This is a genomic window from Caballeronia sp. J97 (assembly GCF_905220305.1).
Lineage (GTDB): Bacteria > Pseudomonadota > Gammaproteobacteria > Burkholderiales > Burkholderiaceae > Caballeronia.
Window position 1 is genome coordinate 1 of the sequence record NZ_CAJMZL010000023.1, and the last position, 16,073, is coordinate 16,073.

General features: G+C 63.5%; 16 protein-coding genes. 13 read left to right on the forward strand and 3 right to left on the reverse strand.

Going from position 1 to position 16,073, the window contains the following annotated elements; all coding sequences use genetic code 11:
• Window positions 1–74 precede the first annotated feature (74 nt).
• Together U4Y90_RS24835 and phaR are read left to right on the forward strand one after the other, a co-directional pair.
• Window positions 75–815, forward strand: a complete 741-nt coding sequence (locus U4Y90_RS24835; RefSeq protein WP_321798518.1) for a 3-ketoacyl-ACP reductase — start codon at window positions 75–77, stop codon at window positions 813–815.
• A gap of 153 nt (window positions 816–968) precedes the next feature.
• Complete coding sequence (gene phaR / locus U4Y90_RS24840; RefSeq protein ID WP_321798520.1) at window positions 969–1,544, forward strand: polyhydroxyalkanoate synthesis repressor PhaR; 576 nt, start codon at window positions 969–971, stop codon at window positions 1,542–1,544.
• Window positions 1,545–1,621: 77 nt separating this feature from the next.
• Here the strand turns inward: phaR and U4Y90_RS24845 are convergent, their stop codons facing one another.
• Entirely contained in the window at window positions 1,622–2,317 is a 696-nt protein-coding gene (locus U4Y90_RS24845) for a hypothetical protein (RefSeq protein ID WP_321798522.1), read from the reverse strand.
• A 406-nt stretch (window positions 2,318–2,723) separates the two neighbouring features.
• On the opposite strand from U4Y90_RS24845, the gene U4Y90_RS24850 reads away from it, so the two are divergent.
• From U4Y90_RS24850 to U4Y90_RS24890, 9 genes are all read left to right on the forward strand, one after another.
• Window positions 2,724–3,581: a class I SAM-dependent methyltransferase gene (locus U4Y90_RS24850; protein ID WP_321798524.1), complete on the forward strand. Its 858-nt coding sequence runs from the start codon at window positions 2,724–2,726 to the stop codon at window positions 3,579–3,581.
• Complete coding sequence (locus U4Y90_RS24855; protein ID WP_321798526.1) at window positions 3,568–4,503, forward strand: glycosyltransferase family 2 protein; 936 nt, start codon at window positions 3,568–3,570, stop codon at window positions 4,501–4,503. The genes U4Y90_RS24850 and U4Y90_RS24855 overlap by 14 nt, the downstream gene beginning before the upstream one ends.
• Window positions 4,503–4,892, forward strand: a complete 390-nt coding sequence (locus tag U4Y90_RS24860; protein ID WP_321798528.1) for a GtrA family protein — start codon at window positions 4,503–4,505, stop codon at window positions 4,890–4,892. Before U4Y90_RS24855 ends, U4Y90_RS24860 begins: the two co-directional genes overlap by 1 nt.
• Window positions 4,893–5,025: 133 nt before the next feature.
• Window positions 5,026–6,609 (forward strand): hypothetical protein, encoded by a 1,584-nt coding sequence (locus U4Y90_RS24865; protein ID WP_321798530.1) that lies wholly within the window; start codon window positions 5,026–5,028, stop codon window positions 6,607–6,609.
• Window positions 6,610–6,832: 223 nt separating this feature from the next.
• A complete protein-coding gene (gene rimO / locus U4Y90_RS24870; RefSeq protein WP_321798531.1) occupies window positions 6,833–8,170 on the forward strand; it encodes a 30S ribosomal protein S12 methylthiotransferase RimO in 1,338 nt (445 codons plus the stop codon).
• A gap of 3 nt (window positions 8,171–8,173) precedes the next feature.
• Window positions 8,174–9,097, forward strand: coding sequence for a sugar kinase (locus tag U4Y90_RS24875; protein WP_321798532.1), 924 nt, complete (start codon window positions 8,174–8,176; stop codon window positions 9,095–9,097).
• Between the two features lie 52 nt (window positions 9,098–9,149).
• The gene (gene bktB, locus U4Y90_RS24880) at window positions 9,150–10,334 is read left to right on the forward strand and encodes a beta-ketothiolase BktB (RefSeq protein ID WP_321798533.1); all 1,185 of its coding nucleotides are present in this window, start codon (window positions 9,150–9,152) and stop codon (window positions 10,332–10,334) included.
• A 14-nt stretch (window positions 10,335–10,348) separates the two neighbouring features.
• Window positions 10,349–11,008 carry a hypothetical protein gene (locus U4Y90_RS24885; RefSeq protein ID WP_415749410.1) on the forward strand — a complete coding sequence of 220 codons (660 nt, stop codon included), beginning with the start codon at window positions 10,349–10,351 and terminating at the stop codon, window positions 11,006–11,008.
• A gap of 69 nt (window positions 11,009–11,077) precedes the next feature.
• Entirely contained in the window at window positions 11,078–12,277 is a 1,200-nt protein-coding gene (locus U4Y90_RS24890) for a cystathionine beta-lyase (RefSeq protein WP_321798537.1), read from the forward strand.
• Window positions 12,278–12,323: 46 nt separating this feature from the next.
• On the opposite strand, the gene serB is transcribed toward U4Y90_RS24890, so the two are convergent.
• Together serB and U4Y90_RS24900 are read right to left on the reverse strand one after the other, a co-directional pair.
• Window positions 12,324–13,163, reverse strand: a complete 840-nt coding sequence (serB, locus tag U4Y90_RS24895) for a phosphoserine phosphatase SerB (protein WP_321798539.1) — start codon at window positions 13,161–13,163, stop codon at window positions 12,324–12,326.
• 47 nt (window positions 13,164–13,210) lie between these two features.
• Window positions 13,211–14,167: a LysR family transcriptional regulator gene (locus tag U4Y90_RS24900; protein ID WP_321798541.1), complete on the reverse strand. Its 957-nt coding sequence runs from the start codon at window positions 14,165–14,167 to the stop codon at window positions 13,211–13,213.
• 105 nt (window positions 14,168–14,272) lie between these two features.
• Here U4Y90_RS24900 and U4Y90_RS24905 point away from each other — a divergent pair, with 105 nt between their 5' ends.
• A complete protein-coding gene (locus U4Y90_RS24905; RefSeq protein WP_321798543.1) occupies window positions 14,273–15,289 on the forward strand; it encodes a zinc-binding alcohol dehydrogenase family protein in 1,017 nt (338 codons plus the stop codon).
• A gap of 155 nt (window positions 15,290–15,444) precedes the next feature.
• Window positions 15,445–15,996: a DUF6013 family protein gene (locus U4Y90_RS24910; protein WP_321798545.1), complete on the forward strand. Its 552-nt coding sequence runs from the start codon at window positions 15,445–15,447 to the stop codon at window positions 15,994–15,996.
• The last annotated feature ends 77 nt before the right edge of the window (window positions 15,997–16,073 follow it).

The window sequence follows — 16,073 nt, forward strand, 5'->3', positions numbered from 1 at the left end:
GTCACTGGCGGGATTGGGAAGGACCAGCGGGCGACATGGAGATCGCCGTCCGCATAACGAAAATGGAGTGAGGAATGACGAAGCGCATAGCGTATGTAACCGGTGGGATGGGCGGCATCGGCACGAGCATCAGCCAGCGCCTGCTCAAGGACGGCTTCACGGTCGTCGTGGGCTGCGGCCCGAATTCGCCGCGCCGGGTGAAATGGCTGGAAGACCAGAAGGCGCTCGGCTTCGACTTCGTCGCCTCGGAAGGCAACGTCGGCGACTGGGAATCGACCAAGAACGCGTTCGACAAGGTCAAGGCCGAAGTCGGCGAGGTCGATGTCCTCGTGAACAACGCGGGCATCACGCGCGACGTCGTGTTCCGCAAGATGACGCACGAAGACTGGACGGCCGTCATCGACACGAACCTGACGAGCCTCTTCAACGTGACGAAGCAGGTCATCGACGGCATGGTCGAGCGCGGCTGGGGCCGCATCATCAACATCTCGTCGGTGAACGGCCAGAAGGGCCAGTTCGGGCAGACGAACTACTCGACCGCGAAGGCCGGCATCCACGGCTTCACGATGGCGCTCGCGCAGGAAGTGGCGACCAAGGGCGTGACCGTCAACACCGTGTCGCCGGGCTATATCGGCACGGACATGGTGAAGGCGATCCGTCCGGAAGTGCTGGAGAAGATCGTCGCGACGATTCCCGTGCGGCGTCTGGGCACGCCCGATGAAATCGGTTCGATCTGCGCGTGGCTCGCGTCCGAGGAGTCGGGCTTCTCGACCGGCGCCGATTTCTCGCTGAACGGCGGCTTGCATATGGGCTGACGGGCGGCGGTTTCCCGCGCGCCACCCGCGCGCGGGAAGCCGCCACTCGCCGGATTTATCAACGATGCGGCGAACATGCAGCAGCGCTTTTTTGCGACAACGCAAGACCTGCTTGCTGCCATCGCAGTAAAGTTTTGCGTTTAAAGGCGTTAAATGACCACCACTACTACTACAAAGAAACCCGCCGAACGACTCATCAAAAAATATCCAAACCGTCGGCTGTACGACACGGAAACGAGCACCTACATCACGTTGTCGGATGTGAAGCAACTCGTGCTCGATCAGGAAGACTTCAAGGTGCTGGACGCGAAGAGCAATGACGATCTCACGCGCAGCATCCTTCTGCAGATCATTCTGGAAGAAGAGAGCGGCGGCCTGCCGATGTTCTCGTCGGTGATGCTCTCGCAGATCATCCGCTTCTACGGCCATGCGATGCAGGGCATGATGGGCACGTATCTGGAGAAGAACATCCAGGCGTTCATCGACATCCAGCAGAAGCTGACCGAGCAGAGCAAGGGTATCTACGACGGCAACGCGCTCAATCCGGAAGTCTGGTCGCAGTTCATGAACATGCAGGCGCCGATGATGCAGGGCATGATGACGAGCTATATCGAGCAGTCGAAGAACATGTTCGTGCAGATGCAGGAGCAGATGCAGTCGCAGGCGAAGTCGATGTTCAACACGTTCCCGTTCCCGACGCCCACGCCTCCGTCGACGGAAAAGAAGTAATCCATTTCACGCGCGCGTTCGGGCGCCGGGGTTGCCGCGCCCGGCGTGGGCGCGCGCGTCGGTGGCTCGAAGGCCGCCTATAGCCCACCTACGGCCCGCGTCGGATCCTGGGCCCAGGCCGCGCCGAAATCCCCTCGATACGTGTGTGAGCCGTGGTGCGCGAGCTTCGAACGCGCATCCACATAGACCTTTCCGCCCAGATCGCGCCAGCGGCGGCAAAACGCGTAGTCCTCGGAGAGATAGCGTCCGGTTTCGTGCTCGACCATCACATCGAAGAAACGATGGCAGTATCCGCGCAACGGCGAATCGGGCGGCGCGTCGGGCACGTACTGTAGCTCGGGCATGCGCGCGATCATCGTTTCGAGCACCGAGCGGCGGATGCACATGAAGCCCGTCGGCGCTTCGTCCACTTCCATGAAACCGTCGCTGTCGACGGCAGCTTGCGCGCCTTGGTGCAAGTTCACCGGGTAGCGCAATGCGCGCGAGAGAAATTGCTCCTGCGTGAGCCCGGCGGGAATGTCGCCGGTCCAGTCGAAGCGCTTGAGCGGATACACCCCGGCAACGATATCGCGATCCGCGAGCAGCAGGCGCAGCGCCTGGTCCGGCGTGAAACCGATATCGGCGTCGATCCAGAAAAGATGCGTGTGCTGCTTCTGCGCGAGGAAATGCGCGACGGCTTCGTTGCGCGCCCGCGTGACGAGACTTTCGCCGGAACGAATGCGCACCGAGCCTTGCACGCCGAGATGCCAGAGCTCGTTGGTGAGCGCGAGCATGCTGGTGGCGTAGCCTGAGGTGACCTGTCCGGAATAGCAGGGGGTAATGAAGAGCGGGTTGAAATGGCGGAGGGCAGAGGCGTCGAGCATGAATCGGCGATGTGTGAGTCGAAAGCGATTGAGGGGCGCGTGGAATCCGCGCATTCGGCCGAGTTTGCTGCGCGCCGTCCGGAAGAGGAATGGGACAAAGACGGAAAGAAGAACTCAGACCGGGCAAATCTGGCGCCCGGCCATACTGAAATCGCGAACAAGACGAACCGGCGGAGGTTTTCGAGATTTCGGGTGCGTGGTTCGCGCTACGGCGGTGCCTTATAATCCCGCTTCGGTGTTACATCATTTCACACGCGGAGCTGACCCCCCGTGCCGACGAATGCCGTCCGGATGTTCGTATCGACCCTTCGTACCAATGACTGAGCTGAATCTGGAAACGCCCGACTGTCCGCTCTGTGGATGCCCCGAGCGAAAGCAACTGTATCCGCCGAGCAACGGCAAGCCGTTCGGCGTCTGCGCGTGTGAGCAATGCGGCCTGGCCTATCTCGCGCCGCGCTTGCCGGAGCAGGAGATGCTCTCGCTGTATCAGGACGATGATTATTTCGGACGCGACGACGGTGAAGGCTACACGAATTACTCGGAGCAGGAGGACGCACTGCGGCGCACGTTCCGGCGCGTTCTCGCGCACCTCGCGGCGCAAGGGCGCACGGGCGGTTCGCTGCTCGAAATCGGTTGCGGATTCGGTTATCTGCTCGACGAAGCGCGTCCGTACTTCACGCGTCGATGCGGAACGGACTATTCCGCCAATGCAGTTCGAAGCGCGCGGCAAATGGCGACCAAAGTCTGGCAGGGCGGGGTCGACTCGGTGCCGGAGTCCGAGCAATTCGACTGCGTGATCGCGACCCACGTGGTCGAGCACGTTTATCATCCGCGCGCGTTTATCGAGTCGCTTGCGCGCCGTCTGAAGCCCGGCGGCAGCATGCTGGTCGCTGCACCGGATTTCGGCAGTTTCTGGCGCAAGCTGATGGGCAATCGGTGGCCGTCGTTCAAATTCCCGGAGCATGTCCTGTACTTCGATGGCACCAGCTTGTCGAGGCTCATGGAGGAGAGCGGGCTTTCATCCGTGCAGGTTGTCCCGTATGCCCATGCTTTTCCACTGCCGTTGATTGCGGCGAAGTTCGGAATCGAACTTCCGAGTTCTCTGGGCCGGCATAGCTTGTGGCTGCCGGCTACGACCATCGCATGCGTGGGTGTGAATCATGCGAGCGCGTGACAGTGCCGCCTTGCTGTCGCTCGTGATTCCTCTCTATCGGGAGGCGAGTCACTTTGCGGAGTCACTCAAGGAGATCGTGCGCATCCTGGATGGACTCGCCATGCCGTACGAACTGGTTCTGATCGACGATGGGTCGCCGGACAATACATGGGAAGTCATCGAGGCGCAGTGCGCGGAATTCGCGCAGGTGAAAGCCGCGCGTCTCAGCCGCAACTTCGGTAAGGAAGCGGCGCTTGCAGCAGGAATCGAACATGCGCGCGGTGACGCAGTCATCGTCATGGACGGCGATCTGCAACATCCGCCGAGCCTGATTCCTGAAATGGTCGCGCAGTGGCGAAACGGTGCTGATGTCGTCGAAGCGGTGAAGCGGCAGCGCGCAAAGGAAAGTCTTTTTGCGCGCATCAATAGTCGCGCGTTTTACACCATTTTTTCCAAATTGACGGGTCTCGATCTCCACGGAGCGTCCGACTTCAAACTGATGGACAAACGCGTCGTCGACGCGTGGCGTGCGATGGACGAGCGCAATTTGTTCTTCCGGGGTATGAACGCGTGGCTGGGCTTCGAGCGCCAACAAATCCTGTACGACGTCGACGAACGCGCGGGTGGCCAGAGCGGGTGGTCGACATTGCAGCTTCTGCGGCTCGCCGTGACGGCGGTTGCGTCTTTTTCGTCTGCACCGCTTTACTTGTTGATCGGGACCGGACTGGGATTCTTCGTCTTCGCCGTGATTCTCGGACTGCAGACGCTGTTTCGAAAGCTAACCGGCAGCGCGGTCGACGGATTCACGACGATCATTCTGCTGCTGCTGATTCTCGGATGTGCGTTGATGCTCGGTATGGGGCTGATTGGTATTTACGTAGCGCGAATCTACGAAGAGGTCAAACGCCGACCTCGCTACGTAATCGCCGAGTGGACGGTCTGATGGTCGTGCGCCAGTTTGGTCGTTACATTCTCGTCGGGGGCATCGGTACACTGGCCCATCTCGGCGTCCTCTACGCATGCGTCGAGTGGTTCGGATGGCCGCCGGCCGCCGGCGCGGTGGCGGGATTTTCGGTCGCGCTGCTGATTTCATACGTGCTCAACCGGGGTTGGACTTTCCAGTCCCGGCGATCGCGCCTCGCCGGGTTCTGGCGCTATACAGCCGTTTCGCTGGGCGGACTGGCGCTCAATACCGGCATGATGATGGGGCTCATCAAATATGCGCGTTGCGATTATTTTCATGCCCAGCTTTATGTGATCGCCGTCGTGCCGGTCTGCAATTTCCTGCTCAATCGATATTGGACGTTCAACGCCGCGCAGCGAACCGCGTGATTCTGATTCGTGTGGATTGTTTCGGTCGTGCGATCGCCTTTGATCGAACTGAAGTTCTGCATCTCGACGATTCGAGGGAGTTTGTTTGGAATTTGACAATCGAGCGTTGCGCGAACGTATGGCACGAGCGTCGGTGACACAGCGACTGACAGGCTCCGCGCTGTTGCGGTGGGCGTGCGTGGCGGCCATGCTGATCGGGCTCCTGACGATTTTCTATCTTCGTGCCAATTTGCATGCGCCGATGCAGCGCGATGGTGCGCACTTCGTGTTCATGGCAAACAATATTGCCAACGGCCAGCCACCCTACTGGGCGTCTTTCGAAACCAAGAATCCTCTCGTCGAACTCTACTGGAGCCCGTTCCTGCATTTTCTCGGGATGCGTTACGGTTTGGTGGAAGCGGCGCGCGTGGGTGAAGCGTTGTGGTTGGCGACGACAGCGCTGGCGCTCTTCTTCGCCATCGCCGGGGTAGCGCGGAGCGACATCAAGCGGGCGGCGACTGCGATGCCAGTCGCCGTGGCGGCCCCGCTCGTTTATTTCGTGCTGGCGTCCGACGTGAGGGCGACCGACGACGGTCTCAACATCGCGTTGTATCAATCTTTGCCGGAATTGGCGCTGGTGCTCCATCTGGTGTGTCGGCCGGTGAACCGATGGTTCGCACACGGATTGCTCGCGGGAGTATTCGTTTTTCTCGGCTGGTTTATCAAGCAATCGTCCTTGTTGCCGGATGCGCTGGTGATCGCCGCGTGGCTTCTCACTGCGCTTGAGCGCAGGGCAATCGGGTGGCTGGTGGGCATGGGCGTCGGGGCACTTGCCGGCGCGGGCGCGTTCTGGTTACACCTGAAGTTGACGGGCACTACGTCGAACTATCTTCTGGGCGCGGTGATTTATCGAGCGGGATTGTCGCCGCGTCTGGTCACAGAGTTTTTCCTGAACGCGAAGCATAGTTTCGCCGTACCCCTCTGGAGGCTGCCGCTCGGCCCTTTTCTGGCGGCGCATCGAGTCTGGACCACGATCGCGATGCTTGTGCTGATTCCGCTCGCGGCCATCGATCTGTGGCGCTCGCGTTCGGAAAAATGGTCTGCCGGGCGTGTCTCACTGCTCTTGAGCGTGTGCTGGATGGTCGGCGCCTGGTTGCAAGCGGTGTTGGGCCTGACGTTCTTCCCGCATTATTTCCTTGCATCGCTGGCGCCGGTGTGCGCCGTCGCAGGAATCGTGATCGCGCGTCGGCGTCCTGCCACGCGCATGACTGCCGCGGCGGTCGCGGCATTGCTGACCGTATTCCTCGTGCACAGTTATCGAGACATGCATGAGGCAAACATCGCTGCGGGTCAGCAGGCGCCGATCAATCGATCGTCGGAAGAAGTCCTGCGCTACCTGAGGCCAGGCGACAAAGTATTCAACTACAGCGGGCTGCCCAATGTGCTGATCGCCCTTGGCAAACCGAGCGCATATCCGCTGAACATGAACTGGCCCTACATCATGACGGCGCTCCCGGAGGAGGCGAGATGGAATCTGCTCAAGCGGACGCTCGCTGACGCTCCGGATGTCGTCATTGCCATGGACGAACACTACCCGGAGAACCAGGGCCTCGTGGAGGCTCCGATGACCGCGGAACGCCTCAAGGCGCTGACCGGCCGCGATTACGTGCTCGTTCACGTGACTGCGACGATTCCAGGTCGCTACGGGTATCCGGTGAGCGTGTTCCGAAGGCAGTAGCAGACCGGCGAAACGGCCCGGGACAGACTGGCGTCGCGGAGGAAACCGGACCAGGGCAAGAAGCCTGCGGAGCCATCCTTGGTCGCTCAGGGCACGCCTGGCCGGATTTTCGACGCGCCGGGGTAAAATAGCGGATTGGCCTCGTGCGCTCCCCCAAGACACCGTCACCGTGAAAAACTCTTTAGATTCAACCGTCAACACGACGCCCGCGCCGAAAATCGGCATGGTTTCACTTGGCTGCCCGAAAGCGCTCGTCGATTCCGAGCAGATCATGACCCAGCTTCGCGCCGAGGGTTACGAAATCTCCGGCACCTATGACGGCGCGGATCTCGTCGTCGTCAACACCTGCGGTTTCATCGACGAGGCCGTGCAGGAAAGTCTCGACGCCATCGGCGAGGCGCTCTCCGAGAACGGCAAGGTCATCGTCACCGGCTGCCTCGGCGCGAAAAAGAGCGCGAGCGGCTCGGGCCTCATCGAGGAAGTGCATCCGAAAGTGCTCGCCGTCACCGGCCCGCACGCGACCAACGAAGTGATGAACGCGGTGCACACGCACCTGCCGAAGCCGCACGATCCGTTCACCGATCTCGTGCCGCCCGCGGGCATCAAGCTCACGCCGCGCCACTACGCGTACCTGAAGATTTCGGAAGGCTGCAATCATCGTTGCACGTTCTGCATCATTCCGTCGATGCGCGGCGATCTCGTGTCGCGCCCAGTCGCGGAAGTCATGCTGGAAGCCGAAAACCTCTTCAAGTCCGGCGTGAAGGAACTGCTCGTGATCTCGCAGGACACGAGCGCCTACGGCGTCGACGTGAAATACCGCACGGGCTTCTGGAACGGCAAGCCGCTCAAGACGCGCATGACCGATCTCGTCGGCGCGCTCGGCGAGCTCGCCGCGCAGTACGGCGCGTGGGTGCGCCTGCATTATGTCTATCCGTATCCGAGCGTCGACGACGTCATCCCGATGATGGCCGAAGGCCCGCTGCGCGGCCACGTGCTGCCGTATCTCGACGTGCCGTTCCAGCACGCGCATCCCGAGGTGCTGAAGCGTATGAAGCGGCCGGCCAACGCCGAGAAGGTGCTCGAGCGCGTGAAGACGTGGCGCGAAATCTGTCCCGACCTGACGATCCGCAGCACGTTCATCGCGGGCTTTCCGGGCGAAACGGAAGAGCAGTTTCAGACGCTGCTGGATTTCCTCGAGGAGGCGGATCTTGATCGCGTCGGCTGTTTCGCGTACTCGCCGGTCGAAGGTGCGAGCGCCAATGAGCTCGACGGCGCGTTGCCCGACGAAGTCCGCGAGGAGCGCCGCGCGCGTTTCATGGAGCTGGCGGAAGAACTGTCGGCGAAGCGCATGAAGAAGAAGGTCGGCAAGACGCTGAAGGTGCTCGTCGACGAAGTCGGCGCGGAAGGCGGCATCGGCCGAACTGCGGCGGATGCGCCGGAAATCGACGGCGTCGTCTATATCGCGCCATCGACGAAGGCATCGAAGCGCTACAAGGCCGGCGACTTCGTGTCGGTGAAGATCACCGGCGCCGATGGCCACGATCTTTGGGGCGAGGTGTAACCCATGCCACAGACGCCGCAGGTCCTCGCGCTCGGCGAGGCCATGATCGAGTTCAATCAGTCGACGCGCGATCAGCCGAACTATCTGCAAGGCTTCGGCGGCGACGTGTCCAATTTCCTGATCGCGGCTTCGCGCCAAGGCGCGGCGACGGGCTTCGTGTCCGCGGTCGGCAACGATCACTTCGGGCAATTGCTGCTCGATCTGTGGCGCGCGGAAAACGTCGATACGTCGACGGTCCGCGTCGACCACGATGCGCCCACGGGCGTCTACTTCGTGTCGCACGGCGAGAACGGGCATCGCTTCGACTATCTGCGCGCGGGTTCGGCCGCGAGCCGGTACGCGCCGTCCGATCTGCCGCTCGACGCGATCGCCGCCGCAAAAGTCGTGCATCTGTCGGGCATCAGTCTCGCGATCGGCGTATCCGCGTGCGATGCCGCGCTCGCCGCGATCGATCATGCGCGCACGCATGGCGTCAAAGTCAGTTTCGACACGAACCTGCGCCTGAAGCTGTGGCCGCTCGCGCGCGCCCGCGCCGTGATGCTCGAAGCGATTCGCGCGACGGACATCTGTCTGCCGAGCTGGGACGACGTCACGCTGCTGACGGGCCACGAAGACAAGGACGCGATCGTCGATGCGCTGCTCAAACTCGGTCCGAAGGTCGTCGCGCTGAAGCTCGGCAAGGAAGGCGCGTATATCGCGACGCCCGACGAGCGGCGCGTGGTGCCGGGCCGCGTCGTGCAGGCGGTCGATGCGACCGGCGCGGGCGACTGCTTCGGCGGCGCGTTCATCGCGCGCATCGTCGCCGGTGACGATCCCTTCGCGGCCGCGCGCTACGCGAACGTCGCGGCGGCTTTGTCGACGCAAGGCTTCGGCGCCGTCGCGCCGATTCCGGACAAGGCGACGGTCGAGCGCGCGCTCGCGGAATAGCGCGTCGACGGATCAACGGACATAAGCGAACACAACCAGCGGAGACGAGAACATGCAACGTGAAGTGGTGGTGGTAAGCGGCGTGCGCACGGCGATCGGCGATTTCGGCGGCTCGCTGAAGGACTTCAGCCCGACCGATCTCGGCGCGCGCGTGGTGCGCGAGGCGCTGTCCCGCGCGCACGTCGCCGGCGACGAAGTCGGCCACGTCGTGTTCGGCAATGTCGTGCATACCGAGCCGCGCGACATGTATCTCGCGCGCGTCGCGGCGCTCGACGGCGGCGTCACGCAGCACGCGCCCGCGCTCACGGTGAACCGCTTGTGCGGCTCGGGCCTGCAGGCGATCGTGTCGGCGTCGCAGTCCATTTTGCTCGGCGATGCCGATGTCGCGATCGGCGGCGGCGCGGAAAGCATGAGCCGCGCGGCGTACGTCATGCCCGCCGCGCGCTTCGGTCAGCGCATGGGCGACACGCGCATCGTCGACATGATGGTCGGCGCGCTGAACGATCCGTTCGACAAGATCCATATGGGCGTGACCGCCGAAAACGTCGCCGCGAAGTTCGGCATCACGCGCGAAATGCAGGACGCGCTCGCGCTCGAATCGCATCGTCGGGCGGCGAAGGCGATCGAAGCCGGCTACTTCAAGGACCAGATTCTGCCGATCACGCTTGCGTCGAAGAAGGGCGACACGGTGTTCGATCGCGACGAGCACGTGCGCATGAACGCGACAGCAGAAGACTTCGCCAAGCTCAGGCCCGTGTTCGCGAAGGAAAACGGCACGGTCACGGCGGGCAACGCGTCGGGCATCAACGACGCGGCGGCGGCCGTCGTGCTCATGGAGCGGTCCGTCGCCGAGAAGCGCGGCGCGGCGCCGCTCGCGCGCCTCGTCGCTTACGCGCACGCGGGCGTCGATCCGAAGATCATGGGCATCGGTCCGGTGCCCGCGACGCAGAAGGTGCTGGAGCGCGCGGGCCTGACCGTCGACGATCTCGACGTCATCGAAGCAAACGAAGCCTTCGCCGCGCAGGCGTGCGCCGTGTCGCAGGAACTGAAGCTCGATCCCGCGAAGGTCAATCCGAACGGCTCGGGCATTTCGCTCGGGCATCCGATCGGCGCGACCGGCGCGCTCATCACCGTGAAGGCGCTGTACGAACTTCAGCGCATCGGCGGGCGTTACGCGCTCGTGACGATGTGCATCGGCGGCGGGCAGGGCATCGCGGCGATCTTCGAGCGCATTTGAAGGACTGACGGATGATGCAAAGCATGAAAGGGCCACGGATAGCCGCGGCCTTGTCGATGACCGCGGCGCTGGTGGTGCCGTTGGCGCTGGCGGCTTGCAATTCGCCGATGCCGCCGGGCTCGACCGGCGCCTCAGGCGTGCTGCCGGCCAATCAGCGCGAGCCGTCGGGCGCCGGCGCGTATGGCGCGCAGGCCGCCATCAAGGCACTCGCGCTGCCGCCGAGCAAACCGCTCGCGCCGAATCCGGAGTACGCGCGTTTTCCGCGCTATGTCGGCACGCTCGGCGACAGGCAGATCGAGATGAAGCTCGGCGCGAAAACCGACGAACCGTCCGGCGTGCACGGCGAATACAAGTTCGCCGGCAGCCCGAACGTGATTCTGGTCGCGGGCGATCGCGACGGCGACACGCTCGAAATCGAGGAATCGAACGACGGCACGCACATCACGGGCAACTGGATCGGCAAGTTCGCGGCGGACGGCAGCGTTTCGGGCGAACGCATGGACCCGGACGATTCGAACGCGTTGCCTTTCGATCTGCGCCCGGCCGTGGCGGGCGTCCAGTTGCCCGCGACGGGCACGGCCAAGGCGCCACCCGCGCCGTCGCTGGAACCCGCGCCGCCCGCGCCGCCGAAGAATGCCGTGGGCGGCACGAGCAACGTCATCATCGGCGAATAGCCTGTCTCATCTTTGCGCCGCCGGGCGTCACCGGCGGCGGCCTTCTTTACTTCGATTCATCCCGACGTCATGACCGATTCCAGGAACAACGCTCCCGACCGTAATCTGCAAACCCGCATCGTTCAGCCCGAGGATCGCATCACGCCCGGCTTCGAGTCGTTCTCGGTGCCGGTGGCGCGCGCATCGACAGTCGTGTTTCCCGATCTCGCGACGATGCGCTCGCTCGTCTGGAGCGACGATTCGAAGTGGCGCTACGGCCTGCACGGCACACCGACGACCATCGCACTCGCGCAGCGTCTCGCCGCGATCGAAGGCGGCGAATACGCGCTCTTGCAGCCGTCGGGGCTCGCCGCGATTTCCAACGTCTACTTCGGTCTGGTGAAGGCAGGCGATCACGTGCTGGTGCCCGACAACGCGTACGGCCCGAATCGCGATCACGCCGACTGGCTCGCCGCCGATTTCGGCCTCGAAGTGACGTACTACGATCCGATGACCGGTGCGGGCATCGCCGATTCGATCCGTCCGAACACGAAGCTGATCTGGCTGGAAGCGCCCGGCTCGGTGACGATGGAAGTGCAGGACGTGCCGGCGATCGTCGCGGTCGCGCGCGCGAAGGGCATCGTCACCGCGATCGACAATACTTTTTCCGCGGGTCTCGCGTTCAAGCCCTTCGAGCACGGCGTCGATATTTCCGTGCAGGCGCTGACGAAATATCAGTCGGGCGGCAGCGACATCCTGATGGGCGCGACCATCACGTGCGATCCGGATCTGCACAAGAAGTTGAAGCGCGCGCGCATGCGTATGGGCGTCGGCGTGTCGGCGGACGACGCGTCGCTCGTGCTGCGCAGCCTGCCGTCGATGAAAGCGCGTTACGAAGCGCACGATCGCACCGCCTACGCGCTCGCGCAATGGCTGAAGACGCGTCCCGAAGTGACGGCGGTGCTGCATCCGGCGCTCGCGGATTGTCCGGGTCACGCATTCTACGAGCGCGATTTCACGGGCGGCGCGGGCGGCCTGTTCTCGATCGTGTTCGACGGCCGTTACACGTCCGCGCAAGTCGATGCGTTCGTCGAGGCGCTCGAACTGTTCTCGATCGGCTGGAGCTGGGGCGGCGCGCACAGCCTCGCGATGCCCTACGACATCCGCTCGATGCGCACGGCGTCACAATGGCCGCATGAGGGCGTGCTGGTGCGCTTCTACGTCGGCCTCGAAGCGGAAGCGGACTTGCGCGCGGATGTGCAGTCGGCGCTCGCCAAGGCGTTCGCCTGACTTGATACGGCGCGCTGAAAACGCCCGCGCGCCGTTTTCGCGCCGATCAGAAGAGGCGCAGCAAGCCGTCGAGCCCGACGAAGTTGAACGCGATACTCGCCGACTGCCGCACGACCGGCTTCGCGCGAAACGCCACCGACAAGCCCGCTTCGGCCATCATTTTCAGGTCGTTCGATCCGTCGCCCATCGCGATCGCGCGCTTCGGCTCGATGCCGATCTTCGCGCAGGTCTCGATCAGCGTGCGCGCCTTCACGTCCGCGTTCACGATTTCCCCGACGACCTTGCCGGTCAGCTTGCCATCGACGATTTCGAGCGTGTTCGCGCGCGTGTAGTCGAGGCCGAGACGCGCTTTCAGCCGCTCGGTGAAGAACGTGAAGCCGCCCGACACGAGCAGTGTTTTCAGGCCCGCCGCGCGCGCGCCTTCGAGCATGCGCTCCGCGCCCGGCGAAAGGCGCAGACGCTCTTCGTACACGCGTTCGAGCGCGCTCGCGTCTAGACCCTTCAGGAGCGCGACGCGCCGCGTGAGGCTCTCGTTGAAGTCCTTGATCTCGCCGCGCATCGACGCTTCGGTGATCGCCGCGACTTCGGCCTTCAGCCCGCAGAAATCCGCGATTTCGTCGATGCATTCGATCGTGATGAGCGTCGAATCCATGTCCATTGCCACGAGACCGAAATCGGCGAGCGTCGCGGCCGGTGCGACATAGGCGTAATCGAGCGCATGCGCGCCGCAATACGCGTCGATATCGGGGCGCTGCAGCGGATCGGCGTCGATCAGACGCAGCAGCGTGTCGTCGGCGCGCCGGGTCTCTTTCGAGCGTGCGAGCGCCGCGAGCGGCCGCAGATGCGAATCGGAAATCGGGGCGGGGCTTTGAATGACGAGATTCATCGGAGGCGAAAGCGCGTAAAGGCGGAAACCGCCATTGTAAAGAACCTTCAGCGCTGCACGCGCGCCGGATCGACATCCCAATACGGCGGCTCGCCGAATTGCGCCGAGAGAAACTCGATGAACGCGAGCGTCTTCGGCGGCACGAACGCGCGGCTCGGATACACCGCCCAGATCGCGACGGTCTGCGCGAGCGGATAGTCGTCGAGCACGGTGACGAGCTCGCCGCTCGCGAGCAGCGGCGCGACGCTCCACGTCGATTTCAGCCCGATGCCGATGCCCGCCGCGAGCGCATCGCGGATCACTTCGCCGTTGTCGGTCACGAGCCGTCCCGACACGCGCACGTCGATCGCGCCGGTCGGCGTGACGAAACTCCAGTCGCGCTGATCGGCGAGGATCGCGCATTCATGGTCCACGAGATCCGCGGGATGGCGCGGCGTGCCGTGCGCGGCAAGATAGCCGGGCGACGCGCACAGCACGCGCCGGTTGCTCGCGAGCTTCTTCGCGATGAGCGTCGAATCCTTCAGCGCGCCGATGCGCACGGCGAGGTCGATGCCTTCATCGACGAGATCGACGATCTGATCGGTCATGCGCAAATCGATGCTCACGCCGGGATATTGACGCAAGAACGCGGGAATCAGCGGCGAGATGTGCTGGCGGCCGAGCGAGGAGGGCATCGTCACGCGCAACCGCCCGTGCGGGCGTTCTCGCGCGCGGCCGACCGACGCGCGCGCGGCGTCGGCGGCGTCGAGCAGTTCGCGGGCGTGGGTCGCGAAAATCTCGCCTTCCTGCGTGACGGAGACGCGCCGCGTCGTGCGGTGCAGAAGCCGTGCGCCGAGCATGCGCTCCAGCCCGGCGATGCGCGCGCTCGCCACCGCCGGCGACAGCCCGAACTCCCGCGCCGCCGCCGACAGGTTCGCCAGCGCCGCCGCGCGCACGAAAAGGCCGACATCGAGGAGATCGAGGCGCTCGCGCGTTGCGCCGTCCGCCAGAGGATCGCTCGCCATTCGATGGATTTCCCGAAAAATGTTTCAGCGATTATGACGGTTTTCCGGATGGCGCTCGCGCACTAAGATCGAAGCCACGCAAATCCAATTCGACGGAGCAAAAACATGAAAGCCATCGGTCTGACGCGTTACCTTCCGATTTCCAATCCCGAATCGCTGATCGACATCGAACTCGACAAGCCGACGCCCGCCGGCCGCGATCTGCTCGTGAGGATCGAGGCGATCGCCGTCAATCCGGTCGACACGAAAGTGCGCGCGCCCAAGGATAAAATCGAGGACACGCCGCGCGTGCTCGGCTGGGACGCCGCGGGCGTGGTGGAAGCGGTCGGACCGGAGGTCACGCTCTTCAAGATCGGCGATCCGGTCTATTACGCGGGCGACATCACCCGTCAGGGCGTGAACAGCGAATTCCATCTGATCGACGAGCGCATCGTCGGCGCAAAACCGAAATCGCTCGATTTCACCTGCGCCGCCGCGCTGCCGCTCACGACGATCACCGCGTGGGAAGCGTTGTTCGAGCGGCTGGGCGTGTCGGCCGAGGGCAAGGACGCGGGTAAGTCGGTGCTGATCATCGGCGGGGCGGGCGGCGTCGGTTCGATCGGCATTCAGCTCGCCAAGCGTGTCGCGAAGCTTCAGGTGATCGCGACGGCCTCGCGGCCCGAATCGGCGAAATGGGCGGAGGATCTCGGCGCGGATCACATCGTCAATCACTTCGACGACATTCCTGCGCAGATGAAAAACATCGGTTTTGCGCAAGTCGATTACGTGCTGATCTTCAACGACACCGACAAGCATTTTCCCGCCGCCGCCGAAGTCATCAAGCCGCAAGGCGGCATCTGCACGATCGTCGAGAATGCGAAACCCGTCGCGGTCGAAATGCTGAAATCGAAGAGCGCGGCGTTTCACTGGGAGTTCATGTTCACGCGCGCGATGTTCAAGACCCCAGACATGATCGAGCAGCACAAGCTGCTTTCCGAAGTGGCGCGGCTGATCGACGCAGGCACGATCCGCACGACGCTCGGCAGGAACATCGGCACGATCAACGCCGCGAATCTGCGCGAGGCGCATCGCCTGCTGGAAGAAGGGCGCACGGTCGGCAAGCTCGTGTTGACAGGCTTCTGATCGCGGCTTGACAAACGTCATCGACGTTGCCGCGTGACCGGGTTTTCCACTAGGATGAGCCGTCATGCGGGGCGCTAGACTGATTCCGCCTCACAGCACGCCGGCGCTTCGCGGCGCCGGCCTTCCTTCAAAGCGCTCGATACGGAGGTGGCGGCATGAATCGTCGTTTGATCGTTCGTCGCATCGTTTCCGTCGCCGCGCTCGCGATGTTCGCATCGACCGCGCACGCGACGCCAGGCATCAAGGTTCTCTCCGAAGCGCCCAATGACGGCCCCATCAAGTACACGGTGAAGATGGCGTCGAAGAATTTCGGCAACGAGCAGGAAACGCGTACCATCCGCTCGGGCCAGACCGATGACTTCACCTGGCAGGGCTCGGCACCGAGCGGCGCGCAGGCCGTGCCGGACGGTTGTCCGCAGGCGGCATCGGTGCCGAAGAGCGCGGACGGGCAGGCGATACGGCAGGTGCAGATCCGCTTCGCGCCGGTCGTCGCGGACAACGGTTCGGCGAACGTGCAGATCAGCTTTCGCGCCTACGCGCCGAAGGGCACGAGCAAGGTGACCGTGGGCGGCAAGACCCTGCAATGTCCGGTCGATAATCGCTTCAGTCAGATCGTGCGGTTCTCGATGCCGACCTCCACAGGTTCGAAGAAAACCGTCACGCTCGATGACGGTACGCAACTGACCGTCACCGCGAGCCGGAAATAATCGCTCGATCGCGCCGACATCGATCGGCGCTTTTTTTGTTTGTTATCCGCAACTAACGGTCTTTATGCGACATCCAC

Coding starts and splice junctions, on each gene's coding strand:
- U4Y90_RS24835 (WP_321798518.1), top strand. CDS start 75: ATGACGAAGCGCATAGCGTATGTAACCGGTGGGATGGGCGGCATCGGC.
- phaR (WP_321798520.1), top strand. CDS start 969: ATGACCACCACTACTACTACAAAGAAACCCGCCGAACGACTCATCAAA.
- U4Y90_RS24845 (WP_321798522.1), bottom strand. CDS start 2,317: ATGCTCGCGCTCACCAACGAGCTCTGGCATCTCGGCGTGCAAGGCTCG.
- U4Y90_RS24850 (WP_321798524.1), top strand. CDS start 2,724: ATGACTGAGCTGAATCTGGAAACGCCCGACTGTCCGCTCTGTGGATGC.
- U4Y90_RS24855 (WP_321798526.1), top strand. CDS start 3,568: ATGCGAGCGCGTGACAGTGCCGCCTTGCTGTCGCTCGTGATTCCTCTC.
- U4Y90_RS24860 (WP_321798528.1), top strand. CDS start 4,503: ATGGTCGTGCGCCAGTTTGGTCGTTACATTCTCGTCGGGGGCATCGGT.
- rimO (WP_321798531.1), top strand. CDS start 6,833: ATGGTTTCACTTGGCTGCCCGAAAGCGCTCGTCGATTCCGAGCAGATC.
- U4Y90_RS24875 (WP_321798532.1), top strand. CDS start 8,174: ATGCCACAGACGCCGCAGGTCCTCGCGCTCGGCGAGGCCATGATCGAG.
- bktB (WP_321798533.1), top strand. CDS start 9,150: ATGCAACGTGAAGTGGTGGTGGTAAGCGGCGTGCGCACGGCGATCGGC.
- U4Y90_RS24885 (WP_415749410.1), top strand. CDS start 10,349: ATGCAAAGCATGAAAGGGCCACGGATAGCCGCGGCCTTGTCGATGACC.
- U4Y90_RS24890 (WP_321798537.1), top strand. CDS start 11,078: ATGACCGATTCCAGGAACAACGCTCCCGACCGTAATCTGCAAACCCGC.
- serB (WP_321798539.1), bottom strand. CDS start 13,163: ATGAATCTCGTCATTCAAAGCCCCGCCCCGATTTCCGATTCGCATCTG.
- U4Y90_RS24900 (WP_321798541.1), bottom strand. CDS start 14,167: ATGGCGAGCGATCCTCTGGCGGACGGCGCAACGCGCGAGCGCCTCGAT.
- U4Y90_RS24905 (WP_321798543.1), top strand. CDS start 14,273: ATGAAAGCCATCGGTCTGACGCGTTACCTTCCGATTTCCAATCCCGAA.
- U4Y90_RS24910 (WP_321798545.1), top strand. CDS start 15,445: ATGAATCGTCGTTTGATCGTTCGTCGCATCGTTTCCGTCGCCGCGCTC.